The sequence below is a fragment of the Cyclobacterium sp. L-R genome, from assembly GCF_056859355.1.
In genome coordinates, this window is the sequence record NZ_JBSXOH010000063.1 from 43,579 (window position 1) to 60,569 (window position 16,991).

Genomic DNA, 16,991 nt, shown 5'->3' on the forward strand with positions numbered 1-16,991 from the left:
TATGAAAACGACTACTTTTCTTTGTTTTTAATTGCTTCAAGTTGTTTTTTCAAGGAAGGTATCATTTCAGGATAGGTTGCGAAAAGGTTTTCGCTTTCTAGAGGGTCCTCACTTAATTGATACAACTGACCTTTAGGCCCATTGGGTTCAGGAGTTAAATTAGTAGGAAAAGTAAAACCACCGGATCCCAATCCGTCAATGTATTTCCAAGCACCTGATGTTATGGCATACATTCCTCCTGAGGATTGGTGCACCATATTATCTCTGGTTTGAAAAGACATATCACCAGATAAAACAGGAATAAACGCCTTACTGTCTATGGCCTCACCTACTGGTATTTCCACTCCTGTCATCGCTGCCACTGTAGCATAGATATCCGTTAAACTTACCAAGCCTTCATAGGTGTTGCTCTTTTTGATGCCATCAGGCCAAGACATAATTAGGGGAACCCTATGTCCACCATTCCAAACATCACCTTTTTGTCCTCTGCTTCCTTTATTAGAATCATGTCCGTGCAAAAGAATTTCTTCGGCTGGCCAATATGCCCCATTGTCACTACTAAAAATGATTAGCGTATTCTCAAGCAAACCTTCAGCCTCCAATTTTGATTTAATTCTGGCCACGACCTGATCTATGTCCATTACAAAATCACCATATAATCCCGCCCCTGATTTTCCTTTATTTTCATCAGAAGGCAACCATGGTGTATGTGGCCCTGTAAGTGGCATGTACAAAAAGAATGGCTTCTCTGCCGATTGCTGATCGATGAAATTCTCTCCTTGGTTTACTATTGTTTCCAAACATTCTTCTACACGGAAAGATGCGGACATTTCTCCTAATCTCCACCATACGCCTTTCTCCCAATAAACAGCTTTGTCATCACTGTGCTTTTTGTCCCAAGAGAACGCTGTATTTTCTTTTCTTATGGGATATACATCCGTAGTCAGTCCTATTTCATTGTCGACTACCTTACCATTTTCAAGAAATACATAAGGAGGAATGTCCAATGAGGCAGGATGAATATAGGAATAGTCGAAACCAAAATCATTAGGTCCTGCTTTAACAGGCGATGAATAATCCACATTAGAATAACCTGTGCTGCTTAATTGCGCTTCTTTATTGTCTTTTGTAGCCCAGTCCAAACCCAAATGCCATTTGCCTGTAATAGCGGTAGTATACCCTGCCTTTTTTAAAATCCCAGCAATGGTAAGGCGATCCTTTTCAATAACCGAAGGGGTAAATCCACCTATTCCTCTGGAGGCTTTAGGTGTCCTGAATGCATATCGCCCAGTCAATAAGCCATATCTTGAAGGAGTACAAACTGATGCGCTTGCATGGGCATTCTGAAAAGAAATTCCATTTTTCACCAAATAATCGATAGCAGGAGTGCTTATTTTAGATAAGGGATTTAGAGCACTAATATCACCATATCCCATGTCATCGGCAAAGATGATAACTATATTTGGCTGCCCCGTTTTAGGAAAGGGCTTGAATGAAAAACCAACTAAAACACATATGATAAGCATTAAAACCAATCCAAATAGATTATTGGTTTTGCAAAAAGGGAACTTTTTAGATTGGGTAAATAATTTCTGCATGATGGGTTTATGGCTTTTAATCTTTTGATTCAAAATCGGGATGAACCTACATTAAACCCGAAATAGGCAATAGACATTCTATTACATAATCCGGGTTAAAATACATTACGCAGGTATTCGGGCAATGGATTTCTCTTGGGGTATAAACCAATTGGTTCGAGTAGGCCACAGGAAAACCTGTCACCTACCCAAACCAGTAGTTTTACTTAATAGCTCTTTATATCAATTTTCCCTAAGGGGACAGATAGATTACATTTTATAGTACTCTTCCCAACCTTTTCTTGGTGGAACACCTGACAACAATTCATTTGCCAATGCATGATTGGTAATTTGTTTTGTTTTTCTGTCAAATTGTAATTTTGCACCTAATCTCTGGGACAAAACTCCTAAAGAAAACACTTGACTCAAAGGCCCTGCTATCTCAAAGGAAGATCTTGTTTTTTCTTCTCCTTTACACGCTTTCAGGAAATTAGCGAAGTGATTGGAAGGGCTTTCAGGTACTACTGGTAATTGTCCAGCCATATCTTTGGCTTTCTCTTCAGGAATAATGGAAAGTGTACTGCCATGGGATCCACCCTTAAAGGTAAGGTCTCCACCATATATAATCTTTCCAGGGTTCAGTTTGGCTGGCTGCAATTGCCCGTCACTTGGTGGTGGAATATTTGGATCTAGTTCAGAAACACCATAACCGGCAGGAACTGGAGGAATATTGTTTTGACCGTCATACCAGGTAATGGTCATTGGCGGCATATTTCCTCTTTTCGGGAATTTAAAAGCCAAGGTGGATTCCATCGGGAAAAAGAAAGTATTGTGATCTTTCAATTTTAATGGTTCTATTTCCTCAGGTAAGCCCAACTCCAAAAATTCATGTGCTGTATCCATGATATGTGCACCCCAATCTCCTAGTGCTCCCATACCGAAATCATACCAACATCTCCACTGACCATTAACAAGATCCTCGTGGTAATCATGATGATGAGAAGTACCTAGCCAGGTATCCCAATCCATGGTTGAGGGCATTGGCTGTGCTGCTGGAAAGGAATTGATATTAGGATCCCAACCGTGCCATCTTCTACGTCCATTCATATGGGCAGTCATGGCGGTAACGTCTTTTATTATACCAGCTTCTTTCCAGGCTTTAAATTGGAAGTAATTGGCTTCTGAGTGACCTTGGTTACCCATCTGAGTAACAACCTTGTGCTTTTTCGCACCGTCCATCATCAACTGTACTTCATTGAAAGTTCTTGCCATGGGCTTTTCAACATATACATGAATCCCCATAGACATGGCCAGCATGGTAATAGGGAAATGAGAAAAATCCGGGGTACCTACAGAAACTGCTTCAATATCTTTACCCATCTTATCAAACATCTCTCTGAAATCCTTAAATCTAGGGACATCAGGAAACATTTTCATCACTTCAAGGGTATGTTCAGCCCCCATGTCCACATCACAAATGGCGACAATATTGGCAAGGCCTGTTTCGTACAATGATTTAGTGATTGATCCCCCACGGTGTCCGATACCACAGCAGGCTAAATTCACTTTTTCACTAGGTGCGACATGTCCAGTTTGATTTCCGAGGACAAAGGAAGGAATTAAAGAAATTCCCGCGGCACCCAAGGCACTAGATCTTATAAATCGTCTTCTTTGGTTATTCATTGTTACTGTTAATTATTTGATCAAAATACAAATCCCTGTAAATTAGCACCCAAACAAATAGTCAGCTGCACTTTCAAGGGAAATTTTGATTTGAAGTTAAAGGAAAAGTCTATAATTTCATTCAATTACAAAAATTACTTTGAACAAAAAGTTTGAAAAGGGTAAAAATTGCACTTAAATTTCAGGATGAAAGTTATGAAATACTTATTTCCTATTTTATTTATTGTTCTATTGGCTGGGGGATGTAATTTCTCGAAGGATAATTCAGTACAGTTTGACTTGGTCGTTCTTGATACACTCCGCATTCCTTTTGCTGGTGATATTCATGCAGGAACCTATGCCTACAACACAGGTTTAATTTACAATTATCAATCTGGGGAATACTTGAAATTTGACAGCTCAGGAAATGTCTTAGCAAAAAACACTATTCCTGCTCAGGGCAAAGATGGCTTGTTTTACGTCAATGGTCTCAAAATAACCAACAGCGGAACCATCCTCGCAAAGTCCATCAGAGAGGAGATCGGATTGCTGGATGAAAATTTAACCCTCATCAAAAAGACACGAATGCCTTTTCCAAATGGCTCTCTAGATCTGAAAAGAAATCAAAATGCCATCGAAATCTACAAGAATCAATTGCTCCTCTTTCATCCAGGAAGAGACAATAAAAGCCCCTATGAACTTGGCTATTATAAAAACAACTATTTATTAGAGAAATTAGATCCAAACACTGGTCAGGCAAGTCCATTTCTAAAATTGTCCCCGGAAAGTCAGTATCAGGAGAACCTTCATTTTGAACCTCCTACAGCATTAATTAATAGAGCGGGAAATGTTCTTTATTTCGCTTTTAACAAGGAACCTTTAATAAGCGCCTACGACTTGGAAAAAAATGGGGAATTGATAAATAGTATCCCTTTAGATTCAGAAGGTTTTGTGCAAATCAAAGGTCAGAAATTACCTCTTGGGAACGATGGATCGGTAGTCGTAGAGGGGGAAATAACCAACCTTATCGCTTTAAAAAATGGATTTGCTGTAGTTTATATAAATGGCCTAACAGAAGAGGCTGCCCAATCAAACAGCATTCCAGGGCAACAATTGAAAATCTATAGCAATGAAACAGGTTGGTCCAAACCTATAGAACTTCCGTTAAACATACTTTTTTTGCTAAACTTTGCAGTTGATGGCCAATCCTTTTACGCATTGACTAACCCAGCATCTTTGCCTGCAGGAAATAATCAAGCAATAGTATTGAAAATGCAATTAAAGCCAAACTGATAATAAACCTCACCTCTTAAACCCATCAAAATGTTTAAATTAGACCTACTTAAAAAATACCCAATACTTATAATCCTTTGCTTACTAATTGCATCTTGCTCCACTTCCAATAATAGTGAAAGCATATCCATAGAAGATGGCTGGAGAACCCTATTCAATGGCAAAGACATGGACAATTGGCGTATAAAAATTGCCAAACATGAGCTGGATGAAAATTATGCTAACACATTCAGAGTAGAAGACGGATTACTTAAAGTTAGGTATGATGGCTATGAGGATTTCGATAGGCAATATGGCCATATCTTTTACGATGAGTCCTTCTCCCATTACTTATACCGAGTACAATATAGGTTCGTAGGGGAACAAGCTCCTGGTGGTGAAGGTTGGGCACTAAGAAACTCCGGAGTCATGTTACATGGGCAAGATCCGGAAACAATGACGAAAGATCAGGATTTCCCAATTTCCATTGAAGGTCAGCTTTTAGGGGGAGATGGAGAAAAACCAAGGACCACTAGCAACCTCTGTACTCCTGGTACAAATGTGGTAATGGATGGAGAACTTTTCACCCCTCATTGTGTCAGTTCCAACTCTAAAACTTTCCATGGTGAACAATGGGTTACCGCTGATTTTCTAGTTTTGGGAGACTCAATTATTCATCATATCGTTGAAGGAGATACTGTCCTTACTTATTACAAACCTCAAATTGGAGGTGGTAATGTCAGCAATCATAACCCAGAGGTCAAAAAGGATGGTCAATTGATTTCCACCGGGTACATTTCGCTACAAAGCGAAAGTCATCCTATTGATTTTAAAAGTGTGGAGATATTTGATTTAAGCCCTTACAAAGACAATTCTGAACAGTTAAAAGAAGTATTGAACTTATTGAAAAACGAAAACAAGGGACGATCAAATTAAATTCAAAGAATCGACGAAAAGTAAACTTAGTTAAGCCCGAAATATGCAATAGACAATCTATTACGTGCTGAAATCGCTTCAAAATACCCAATCGTTGCTGTTTTCAATTTCACCATAGCGGTGCTATGCTAAAATCTCCAAACAGCCTGATTTTCTTGCGATTGCAACACTTCCCGTAAACACTGGACAGGCTTCACCCCTGACTATTGTCAGGACGGAGAAATCCTATTACATAATCCGGGTTAAATTGTAAACCTACTGATTTTAATGGCTCTCGATCTTTTAGAAGTTAGGAAAGTAACTGCTTAAAGAACTTAAAATAAACCATTGATATTTAGCCGTTTGAAATTGATTTCAATAGCTAACGAACTTTCATTACAAATGTCATCAAATATTATAAGAACAAAAAAATAGCCATGGTGAGCATCCCATGGCTATTTTTATTATAAGGCTAGATTGCTAAAATAAGATCAGAACTTTTATGGAAATATACCCATATCGGTATAAGAGATAGCAATCCGTTCAAGGGCTACAATAAACCCTGCTGTTCTCAGATCCTTTATTCCTTTTTCTTTTCTTACTCCATTCATATGGTGATAGGCTGTGACCATGGTCTCTTCCAACCCTGAATTTACAAGATCTCTCTCACTAGCCCCTTTAATAATAATTCTTTTTTGCTCTTCACTAAAAGAGTCACCAGTTGCTTTTTCAATACCCTCTAGCAGCTCCTCGTACTTTTTCATGTCATAGCGCTTTTCCAGTTTCCCAAAAGAAACCCTAGAAAGGTTTTTCAACCATTCAAAATAGGAAACTGTAACTCCTCCTGCATTCAAATACATATCGGGAATAATCATTATCCCTTTTTCAAGAAGAATATTATTGGCATCCTGAGTGACAGGTCCATTGGCTGCTTCTCCTATAATCTTAGCATTAATATCATGGGCATTTTCAGCGGTAATTTGATTCTCAAGCGCAGCAGGAATTAAAATATCACAAGGCCTGATTAATAAAGAGTTTCCATCTTCAATAAAATCACCTTTATCATACCCTTGGAAGGTTTTGTTTTTAATTTGGTAAGCCTTAATTCTTTCAATGTCTATTCCATTCTCATCCCAAATGCCACCATTGTATTCAGCAATACCAATAATCTTAGCCCCAGATTCAGAAAGGTATTTTGCGGTATAATACCCAACATTCCCCAAGCCTTGAATAATGATTTTTTTACCTTTCAAGCCAACCTTCAGTCCAAGTGCATCCATGTCTTCCTTAACACTTACGGCTTCGCGTATTCCAATAAACACACCCATTCCGGTAGCTTCAGTTCTTCCTTCTATACCATGTTGAGAAAGTGGTTTACCAGTAACACATCCTTTGGCATTGATCACATCAGGGTTGAAAGCCTCAAAAGTATCTACAATCCAAGCCATTTCCCTGCTACTTGTCCCATAGTCTGGTGCGGGTACATCTATAGCTGGGCCTATAAATTTCTTTTTAATCAATTCGGCTGTATACCGTCTGGTGATTTTTTCCAGTTGATCAACATTATAATTATTCGGATCTATTCTAACTCCACCCTTCGCTCCACCATAAGGTATATTTACTAAGGCACATTTATAGGTCATCAATGCCGCCAATCCCTTTACCTCCTCTTCATTCACAAAACTACTGTACCTGATCCCTCCTTTTACGGGCAATTTATGATGAGAATGTTGTACCCTATACCCTGATAATACCTCATAGGTTCCATCACCATTCTTTAAGGGGAAACTAAATTTGTAAATACTATTGCATTGTTTTATTTGCTCTAACAAACCAGGATGAATATCCATATGACGTGCTGCATCATCCACAACTTTACTTACATCTTCAAATAGACTGTACTCCTCCTTTGCTTTCATAAAACCTTCATTTAATTTTAAACTAAAATTTTCAATTTATAGCCAGCAAGGTCTATGCCTAAAACGCAATTACTAGACCCTATCCAAAATTTAACCAGCAATATGCTATTAGCTTTCTATTACTTGATGAAATCTCTACAAAATCAACCACTTTTTTGCTGTTTTCGACTTCATCAATACAGTGCTATGCTTGTCTCCAATTAGCCTCTCCCTTAAACTCGGGACAGACTTTACCCCTGACTATTGTCAAGTCGGAGAGATTCTATCACATAATCTTAGTTTAACTTAGATTCGAATACTTTGTTAAATAAATTTGGTGTGAGCTAAGGGGTAAGCTGATTTTGTCCTATTTTCAATGCAAAATAATCGGTCTGTCGGAATTTTTTGGGAATAAATTGCGGTACCATTATTACTTTTGATTTACCTATCGGAAATACTGAAATAATTTCAATTAGCACTTGAATCTTTCACCGGCAAACGAACATTCTTACCCTCTATTCCCTGCAAGGCATCTCCCATATCTTTTCTAGCAGCATTGGCCAAAGTGTTTAATTTATCCCTAATTTCAGGATATTCTTCTATAACATTTTTGGTTTCTGCCGGATCATCTTCAAGGTTATATAGTTCCATTTCTGTTAAATCCAACATCTTATATTTTACAGGGATACCATTAGTAGGCTTAATGAAATCATCAGGTAATGAACGGTACCTGTGTGGAAAGTACAACTTCCAATTACCGGAAATAACAGCTTGAAGTTCATTTTTGTTATAGTAGATAAAATAAGCGTCTTGTGGCGATTCTGCGCCTTCCTCCACCTCTATCAGTGGCCATATATCTTTTCCATCAATTTTGTTTGGTGGCAAGGAAGCACCCGTCAGATGCGCTATAGTAGGCAATAGATCAATTGTCATGGCCATCTTATCCTGAACCTTACCCTTGGGAAGTTTTCCTTGCCATTTCATTATTGTAGGTACACGAATACCTCCTTCCCATGAAGTTCCTTTTCCTTCTTTGAAAATACCAGTACTCCCGCTATGGGTGCCATAGGAAAGCCATGGACCATTATCCGAAGTAAATACAACGAGGGTATTTTCTTCTAGACCATTTCTTTCTAAGGCCTCTATTACCTGTCCTACTGACCAGTCTATCTCCATTATCACATCTCCATAGATCCCTGCATCAGATTTTCCCTTAAACTTATCAGAAACAAATAAAGGTACATGAGGCATGCTATGTGCCAAATACAAGAAAAATGGCTTTTCACTGTTTCTATCAATAAAGTCAACGGCTTTTTCTGTATACATCGTTGTCAACAGACTTTGATCAATAAGTGTATCGATAATCGTTTCGTTTTGGTACAATGGAAGGGGAGGATAAAAATCCGGTCTTTCTGGATGGTATGGCCACATATCATTGGAATAAGGAAGCCCAAAGAATTCATCAAACCCTTGCTTTGTAGGAAGAAACGGCTCAAGATGCCCCAAATGCCATTTACCTACTATTCCTGTAGTGTAGCCTTCAGGCTTAAGAACCTCTGCAATGGTCATCTCATCCGGAGACAGACCGTGCTTGCTTTGATGCGAAAGTGCTCCAAAAATCCCAAGTCGATTCGAATAACATCCTGTAAGCAAAGAAGCCCTAGAGGCAGAACATACAGCATTGGCAACATGAAAATTAGTGAACTGAACCCCTTCTTTAGCCATTTTATCCAGATTAGGAGTGGCTATATTCTTTGCGCCGAAAACACCTACATCCGCATATCCTTGATCATCAGTGAAAATGATAACGATATTGGGCTTTTGCTGTTCATTGTCTACCCCATTGTTCTCTGAAGTAGAATTACAGCCCAAAAAGACAAGTCCAATTATTAAAAGAGATAAACAATTGATTTTATTAAAATGCATTCGAAAATAAGTACTCATTTGCGTCCTTTGTTTAGCTGATAAAAGATACCTATCCTTGGGGATTTTACAAAACTAGAGGCATAAAACTTATACCAATCCAAAACATTATGGAAGGAAAAAATATGGATGAGTCAAAATGTACAAGCAGATTCGAGAAAATGGCACAGGAAAGAGTGAAATGGCTAGCCAATCTGGAACAGCGTTTCTATTACTTCACTTGGGATTAATCAGATTTACAGTAATATTTGAAGAATTACTGATTGAGGCTAATTTGATAAATATACCTAATTAACGGGAAGTGTAGCAGTATCTAACCAAAATTGTTGAATCGAAGATATGGCCTTTATAAAGTCTGAAACAACAATAGGCTTTGTTATATAACAATTTGCATAGTTCTGGTAAGACAAATCAATGTCTTTTTGGGAACTGGAAGTAGATAATATAATTACGGGAATTTGCTTGTAGCAATCATGGTTCTTTAGCTCATAAAGGACCTCATGTCCATTTTTCTTAGGTAGATTAACGTCTAAGATAATTAAATCTGGAGTGGTTTTTTCTTCAAACCCATTTGTCTTAAAAATAAAATCTAGCGCTTCCTGACCATCTCTGGCTACACTTACTGTATTGCTATTCTCACTTTCATTTAAGGCTTCTTTAGTTAAAAATACATCACCTTCATTATCTTCTACCAATAAAATGTGCGCTGATTTCATTGTCATTTTTTATACTAAAATATTAATTCCTTTAATCAAAACAGTAAGGATATTTAACTATGTTGGTTAGCGTACAGCAATTAAATCCCATTTTCTATTTTGAAACCTAAATTAATGTGCTTTCAAATTGAGTAGAACTAAATATACACCCTTTTTAAATTTAAAAGTAAATTTATAAGCAGAAAAGGACGTTTAGTTCAATATTAAACGGTCATTACCAATATTATTCTAAAATTCAAGCAACAAACAAAATCAATAAAGCTGTAAATACACTGCAAAAGTATTGCTATTTTATTATTAAAAATGAAATTTCAATTAAAATTTCAACTATTTAAACCGATTATAATTAATTTTTTTATGGAAGTTCAAGATTTGAAGTAAAGCCTACTATTTAACCCGGATTATGTAATAGGATTTCTCCGTCCTGACAATAGTCAGGGGTGAAGCCTGTCCCGTGTTTACGAGAAGTGTTACAATCGCAAGAAAATCAGACTGTTTGGAGATTTCAGCATAGCACCGCCATGGTGAAATTGAATACAGCAACGAAGTGGCTGATTTTAAAGCAATTTCAGCACGTAATAGAATGCTATTGCATATTTCGGGTTTAAGACCAACACAAACGCAACCTAAAAAAACTGCAATTACTCTAAATCCAATCCGTTAGAAAATCCATATAGCCGCACTATGGGCAATTTCCGATGAACTGATATTAAAGCAATTGCAGTATATATTAGATTATTTACTTCCTATTTAGGACTTAACTCTCCCAGAGATCTGATTGTTTAAATGGACTTCCTGGCACTTCGGTAAAAAAGGTTCCATCAATATACCTATGCCGACTAGTAATTTCACCTATGGCTTTCAAGTCATCTTTTTCAAGTTCAATATCCTTAGATGCAAGGTTGGCTTTAATCCTATCTTTATTGGCGGATTTAGGAATTACAGCAATGCCTCTATGCAATGACCAAGCGATCAAAACCTGAGCCACTGACGCCTCGTGTTTTTTAGCAATATCTTTAAAAACCTTGTGTTCCATCAATATTGGATCATCCTCTTTTTGTCTTGCCTTTGGCCTATCCGCTGATCCTAATGGGGAATAGGCAGTTAGATTGATGCCTTTTTCTTTACAAAAACTCACTAATCCCTCTTGAGGCAAATAGGGATGTATTTCAATTTGATTCATCTCTGGTACCACCTGGCAAGCACCAATAATCTCACTCAGTTTAGCTTTATTGAAATTGGATACGCCAATATGCTTGGTGAGTCCCTTTTCTTTTAACGCTTCCATTCCTTTCCAGGTGTCTGTAAGTGGAACTGTCTTATAATCAAGAAAATCATTTCCATCTTTAGGAAAGGTCACCCCACTTTTTAAGGAAATGGGCCAATGTATTAGATAAAGATCAAGGTAGGTTAGCTGCAGGTCCGCCAAGGTTTTTTGAAGTCCTTCCTCTACCTTATCTATTTCATGGGCATTGTTCCATAGCTTAGATGTTACCCATACCTCTTCTCTTTTCACGATTCCCTTGTCAAAAGCTTCTTTCAATGCATCTCCTACTTCTTTTTCATTTTGGTAGATTGCTGCACAATCAATATGCCTGTATCCAGCTTCCAGCGCCCAAAGTACCGCTTGATAAACTTCTCCAGGACCTGATTTCCAGGTTCCTAGACCCAACATAGGCATTTTATCCTGATTTTTGAATGTTATGTATTTCATAGTTTTGTTCTTAATTTAAAATTTTACTTATAGATTTTCTTCCCAAATGTCAGAAAAATCATAAGGACTTATCTCCCCTACCCAAGCTCCTCCATGGGTGTAACGGTAAGGCCCCCCAAGATTGTCAATCGTTTCCATATCTTCCTTATTCAAAACCAATTTACTGGCAGCAAAATTCTCTTCTATTCTTTGAAAATTTACGGACTTAGGAACTACAGAAACCCCTTTCTCTATTGCCCATGCGAGTACCACCTGCGCTACTGAAGCAGAATTGTTCTTTGCTATAATTTCCAATTGCTTGTTTTCAAGCAATAATGGGTGATCCACTTCATTGGCTGCCACCCTATAGGCTGCTCCCAATGGGCCATACCCAGTAATATGAATTCCGTTTTTATCACAATAGTCTTTTAACTTAGCCTGAGGCAGATAAGGATGAAATTCTATTTGATTGACTGTAGGCATTAGAGAAGCTGTTTTTTTAAGTGCTTCTATTTTGGCCGAATTGAAATTAGAAACCCCAATTTGGCGTGTTAGCCCATTTATTTGAAGCTTCTCCATTTCAGCCCAAGTGGCACTTAAAGGTGCTTCATCCTTCGTCAAAAAATCACTCGGTTCAGTTGGCATACCAACTCCTTTTTTTAGAGCTATAGGCCAATGAACTAAATAAAGATCAAGATAATCTAACTGTAAGTCGTTCAATGTATTCTTAATCGCAGGAAGCACATCATTTGGCAAATGAGAATCATTCCATAACTTCGATGTAACCCATAATTCTTCCCGCTTCACTAAGCCTTGGGAAATAGCATCACTTATTGCCTTGCCTATTTCATTTTCATTCTTGTAAACATAAGCACAATCTATGTGCCTATAGCCAACCTTTATTGCATGAAGCACAGCTTCATAAACTTCATTTGGCTTTGACTTCCAGGTTCCTAAGCCAAGAGCTGGCATTTGGTCCCCATTTTGAAATAATAAACTTTTCATTAATATTGGTTATGTACTAGAACTAGAAATTCACTTTGACTACTCAAACAGGGGTTCCATAACAGAATCCCCATGATAATAATTAATTACCCCTAATGACAATATTTTTTCGACCTGATTTACATTATTGCAAAAAGCCATAATTAGAAAGATAACTCCCATTATCTAAGACTCTATGCAAACTAAAAATTTACACTAATAATTCCTTAATCACTCTACCTGACACATCTGTAAGCCTGAATTTCCTACCCAAGTGCCTATATATCAGCTTTTCATGATCCAGCCCAAGTTGGTGCAATACAGTGGCCTGAAAATCATGAACATGAACTGGATTCTCGGTAATATTATAACCTAATTCATCGGTAGCCCCATAAACTATACCAGGTTTTATTCCTCCACCAGCCATCCAAATGCTAAAACATCTGGGATGGTGATCTCTTCCATAATTGTCCTGAGTCAATCGTCCTTGGGAGTAATTGGTACGTCCAAACTCTCCACCCCAAATTACCAAAGTCTCATCCAAGAGCCCTCGTTGCTTCAGGTCTTTTATCAAAGCGGCTGATGCTTGGTCTGTATCTTTTGCCTGAACGGACATCTCATTGGGTAAGTTGCCATGTTGATCCCATCCTTGATGATACAATTGAACAAACCTTACTCCCGATTCAGAAAGCTTGCGGGCAAGAAGGCAATTGGCGGCAAAAGTCCCAGGCTTTCTACTCCCCTCCCCATACATTTCAAATATACTGTCTGGCTCATTAGACAAATCCGTAGCCTCTGGTACTGCTGTCTGCATCCTGTAAGCTAGTTCATATTGGGCTACTTTAGCTTGGATCTCAGGGTCTCCTATTTTTTCATAAGCATGATGATTTAAGGCCGCTAAATTGTCCAACATCTTTCTTCTATCCGACTTGCTCATGCCATCTTGATCATTTAGATAGAGTACAGGATCCTCTCCATTGCTAAACTGAACCCCTTGATGTGCTGAGGGCAGAAACCCATTGCTCCAAAGTTTAGCATATACGCCTTGTCCATTTCCTTTGCCTTTAGAAAGCAACACAGTGAAAGCAGGTAAATTATTGTTTTCACTTCCAAGCCCATAACTCAACCAAGACCCCATACTGGGTCTGTTTCCTTGTTGTGCACCTGTTTGGAAAAAAGTAAGTGCAGGATCATGATTTATCGCCTCAGTATGCATTGATTTGATAATACAGATATCATCTACAATCTTCGCTGTATGAGGAAAAAGTGAACTAATCCAGGCCCTTGCTTGACCGTATTGCTGGAAATCACAAAAGGATCCGACCATGGGGAAGCTTGTCTGGCTGGCCGTCATTCCTGTAAGCCTTTGACCTTTCCTAATAGATTCAGGCAATTCCTGCCCCCACAAATCCCGAAGTTTAGGTTTGAAATCAAAAGATTCCAATTGAGAGGGCGCACCATTTTGAAACAGGTAAATCACTCGTTTTGCTTTAGGGGCAAAATGAGGAAGACCTATCGTCTCAGCTTCTCCTCCGACCAAATTCGTACCATTAAATAAATCTGGAATTAAAAGTGACCCTAACGCTGCACTTCCTAACCCTAAACTTAATTTGGAAAGAAAATGCCTTCTGTTGAGGTTCAGTCCATGATCTAATAATTCCTTTTCCATAGTTTAGGCTTTTGTAATTGCTGCTTCTAAATTATATATAAGCGTAATGACCTGCATCAGAGCTGCATGAACAGGAACTGGAATATCATCATTATGAGGAAACTTCCCTACATCTAGTATTTTAACCGCTTTAGATTTGTCTTTGTTATATTCTTCTAGAAATGTTTCAAAATGACTATTTAAGATTGACCGTTCACTTTCATCAAGCTTTCTACCTAGAATACTGTAAAAAGCAGATTCTACCGCAACTTCTGCATTGCTGCTTTTCTTTAGTAACCTCCCTGCATAAACCCTAGAGGCTTCCAGGACTACTGGATCATTCATCATGACTAAAGCTTGTAAAGGAGTACTGGTTTTCAATCTTTCCACCTCGCAGGCATCTCTATTACTTGCGTCAAATAACATCATGTTTGGAGGAGGAACAGTTCTTTTAATAAAGGTATAGAGTCCTCTTCTATAAAGGTATTTTCCTGTATCCAATTGGAATTTTGAAAGGTTTCCCCTTCCAGAAGTGGCAGCCTCCCAAAGTCCTTCTGGCTGGTAGGTTTTCACAGATGGCCCTCCTACTTCATCATTCAATAAACCACTTGTGGCCAATACCAAGTCTCTAATTTCTTCAGCTTTTAACCTTCTTCTTGGAAAACGAGCCAAAAACCTATTGTCAGGATCCTTTTTATAATTCTCTTCACTCACTCCAGAAGATTGCTGATAGGTGGCTGATAAAAATATTTTTTTCAATAGATACTGAATATCCCAACCGCTTTCTATAAAATCTACCGCCAACCAATCAAGTAAAGCTTGGTTGCTAGGTAAATTTCCTTGAAGGCCAAAATCTCCCGGAGTATCCACCAAGCCGATACCGAAAATCTCCTGCCAAAGCCTATTTACATACACCCTAGCTGTTAAGGGATTGTTCATATCAAAAAGCCATTTGGTCAAACCCAATCTATTCTTGGGCAGGTCCTCTGGATAAGGAAGAATAGAAGCAGGTACTCCTGGCTCAACTTTCTCACCATGCGCATCATACTCCCCCCTCTCCAATATAAAAGTAGATCGAATGCTGTCCAAATCCCCCATCACCGCTACCTTCAAAACATTGGCCTCATTAAGTAAGGAATTGTAATTGGTACCTTTGTCCATTCCAGTCATCAATCGTGAAACCCTACTGGCACTATCCGGCATATTGATAAATTGAAGAACTTCCTTAGCGGTAGTTTCACTTATTTCCATTAATGGATACTTTGCGGGACTTTTTTTAGAAAACCCCGGACTGGCTTCTTCAATTCCCCATTCTGCAATATTATTAAAAAAGGCATAAGTTTGGAAATACTCCTTTTGGGAAAAAGGATCGTATTTATGGTCATGACATTGGGCACATTCCAGGGTAATTCCCAACATGGCTTTTCCCAAGGTATTGGTTCTGTCTATTGCATACATCACCCTATACTCTTCATCTATAGCGCCCGATTCCTCTGTTATTTTATGATTTCGATTGAAGCCAGTAGCAAGAATCTGTTCCATACTCGCATCCGGAAGCAGATCACCAGCAAGTTGCCAGGTGATGAATTGGTCATAAGGCATGTTTTCATTGAATGCATGGATTACCCAGTCTCTCCAAGGCCACTGGGTTCTATAATAATCATCCTGATAACCATGGCTATCAGCATACCTGGAAACATCCATCCAACTAACCGCCATTTTCTCACCATAAGCGCTTGATTTAAACAATTTATCTATGGTTTTACCTAATTCCAAAGTGCCTTTCTCTACTGCTTCTAAATCAGCAGGAGCAGGAGGCAACCCAGTAATATCAATATAAAGCCTTCTAAGTAATGTCAAATCATCCGCCATTGGAGAAGGAGCTAATCCTGCCTGCTCCATCTTTTCCAAAACAAAAAAATCAAGTTCATTTTTAACCCATTCCGTATTCCCTACTTCAGGAAGCTCGGATTTCTTTGGGGGAACAAATGCCCAATGTGGCTCATATACAGCCCCTTCATTAATCCATTTTTCAATAAGTTTGATTTGATAATCACTAAGTTTAAGGTTGGAGGAGGTAGGTGGCATTTTCTCCTCAGGGTTTTCAGAAATCATTCTAACATAAACCATAGAAGCATTGGGATCACCAGGTACTATGGCATGTTTTCCAGGACTTTCCGCCAAGGCCGCATAGGCCTCATCTTCTTTGTCCAGACGAAGTCCTGCTTCTCGCTTATTCGCATCAGGCCCATGACATGTAAAGCAATTTTCAGATAAAATTGGTCTAACATGAAGATTGTAGCTGATCTCCTTAGGAAAATTATTGGTCTTATTATTTGTATCTTCTTTACAGGCTATAAGAAGCGTTACAAAAACTACCCATCCCAAAAATGGTAAGGTCCAAAACAAATTTTCTCCTTTTCTGACAATCATTTCGTTAAAATAGCTATTTACAATGTAAAAGCAAAAGCCATTTTTTTAAAGCAAAAGTTTAAACCCGGATTATGTAATAGGATTTCTCCGTCCTGACAATAGTCAGGGGTGAAGCCTGTCCCGTGTTTACGGGAAGTGTTGCAATCGCAAGAAATTCAGGCTGTTTGCAGATTTTAGCAAAGCACCGCTATGGTGAAATTGAAAACAGCAACGATTGGGTATTTTAAAGCGATTTCCGCACGTAATAGAATGTCTATTGCATATATCGGG

The 16,991-nt window shown here is 38.4% G+C and carries 11 protein-coding genes; 2 read left to right on the forward strand and 9 right to left on the reverse strand.

Annotated features, from left to right (window positions below; all coding sequences use genetic code 11):
* Positions 1–11: 11 nt before the first annotated feature.
* Positions 12–1,598: a sulfatase family protein gene (locus tag AC13EX_RS08730; protein ID WP_482892379.1), complete on the reverse strand. Its 1,587-nt coding sequence runs from the start codon at positions 1,596–1,598 to the stop codon at positions 12–14.
* Between the two features lie 249 nt (positions 1,599–1,847).
* Complete coding sequence (locus tag AC13EX_RS08735; RefSeq protein WP_048642977.1) at positions 1,848–3,260, reverse strand: Gfo/Idh/MocA family protein; 1,413 nt, start codon at positions 3,258–3,260, stop codon at positions 1,848–1,850.
* A 195-nt stretch (positions 3,261–3,455) separates the two neighbouring features.
* Between AC13EX_RS08735 and AC13EX_RS08740 the strand changes: the two genes are divergently transcribed.
* Together AC13EX_RS08740 and AC13EX_RS08745 are read left to right on the forward strand one after the other, a co-directional pair.
* The gene (locus tag AC13EX_RS08740) at positions 3,456–4,532 is read left to right on the forward strand and encodes a hypothetical protein (protein ID WP_339717977.1); all 1,077 of its coding nucleotides are present in this window, start codon (positions 3,456–3,458) and stop codon (positions 4,530–4,532) included.
* A gap of 30 nt (positions 4,533–4,562) precedes the next feature.
* Entirely contained in the window at positions 4,563–5,447 is an 885-nt protein-coding gene (locus tag AC13EX_RS08745) for a 3-keto-disaccharide hydrolase (RefSeq protein ID WP_339717978.1), read from the forward strand.
* 479 nt (positions 5,448–5,926) lie between these two features.
* On the opposite strand, the gene AC13EX_RS08750 is transcribed toward AC13EX_RS08745, so the two are convergent.
* The 7 genes from AC13EX_RS08750 to AC13EX_RS08780 form a co-directional block, all read right to left on the reverse strand.
* On the reverse strand, positions 5,927–7,345 hold the full coding sequence (locus AC13EX_RS08750) for a Glu/Leu/Phe/Val family dehydrogenase (RefSeq protein WP_482892381.1): 1,419 nt from the start codon (positions 7,343–7,345) through the stop codon (positions 5,927–5,929).
* Positions 7,346–7,792: 447 nt separating this feature from the next.
* Positions 7,793–9,268: a sulfatase family protein gene (locus AC13EX_RS08755; RefSeq protein ID WP_482892382.1), complete on the reverse strand. Its 1,476-nt coding sequence runs from the start codon at positions 9,266–9,268 to the stop codon at positions 7,793–7,795.
* A 266-nt stretch (positions 9,269–9,534) separates the two neighbouring features.
* Positions 9,535–9,963 carry a response regulator gene (locus AC13EX_RS08760; RefSeq protein ID WP_048642973.1) on the reverse strand — a complete coding sequence of 143 codons (429 nt, stop codon included), beginning with the start codon at positions 9,961–9,963 and terminating at the stop codon, positions 9,535–9,537.
* Positions 9,964–10,720: 757 nt separating this feature from the next.
* Positions 10,721–11,677, reverse strand: a complete 957-nt coding sequence (locus tag AC13EX_RS08765) for an aldo/keto reductase (protein ID WP_482892384.1) — start codon at positions 11,675–11,677, stop codon at positions 10,721–10,723.
* Between the two features lie 27 nt (positions 11,678–11,704).
* Positions 11,705–12,661 carry an aldo/keto reductase gene (locus AC13EX_RS08770; RefSeq protein ID WP_482892385.1) on the reverse strand — a complete coding sequence of 319 codons (957 nt, stop codon included), beginning with the start codon at positions 12,659–12,661 and terminating at the stop codon, positions 11,705–11,707.
* 190 nt (positions 12,662–12,851) lie between these two features.
* On the reverse strand, positions 12,852–14,309 hold the full coding sequence (locus AC13EX_RS08775) for a DUF1501 domain-containing protein (protein WP_339717935.1): 1,458 nt from the start codon (positions 14,307–14,309) through the stop codon (positions 12,852–12,854).
* Between the two features lie 3 nt (positions 14,310–14,312).
* Positions 14,313–16,721 carry a PSD1 and planctomycete cytochrome C domain-containing protein gene (locus AC13EX_RS08780; RefSeq protein ID WP_482892386.1) on the reverse strand — a complete coding sequence of 803 codons (2,409 nt, stop codon included), beginning with the start codon at positions 16,719–16,721 and terminating at the stop codon, positions 14,313–14,315.
* Positions 16,722–16,991 lie beyond the last annotated feature (270 nt).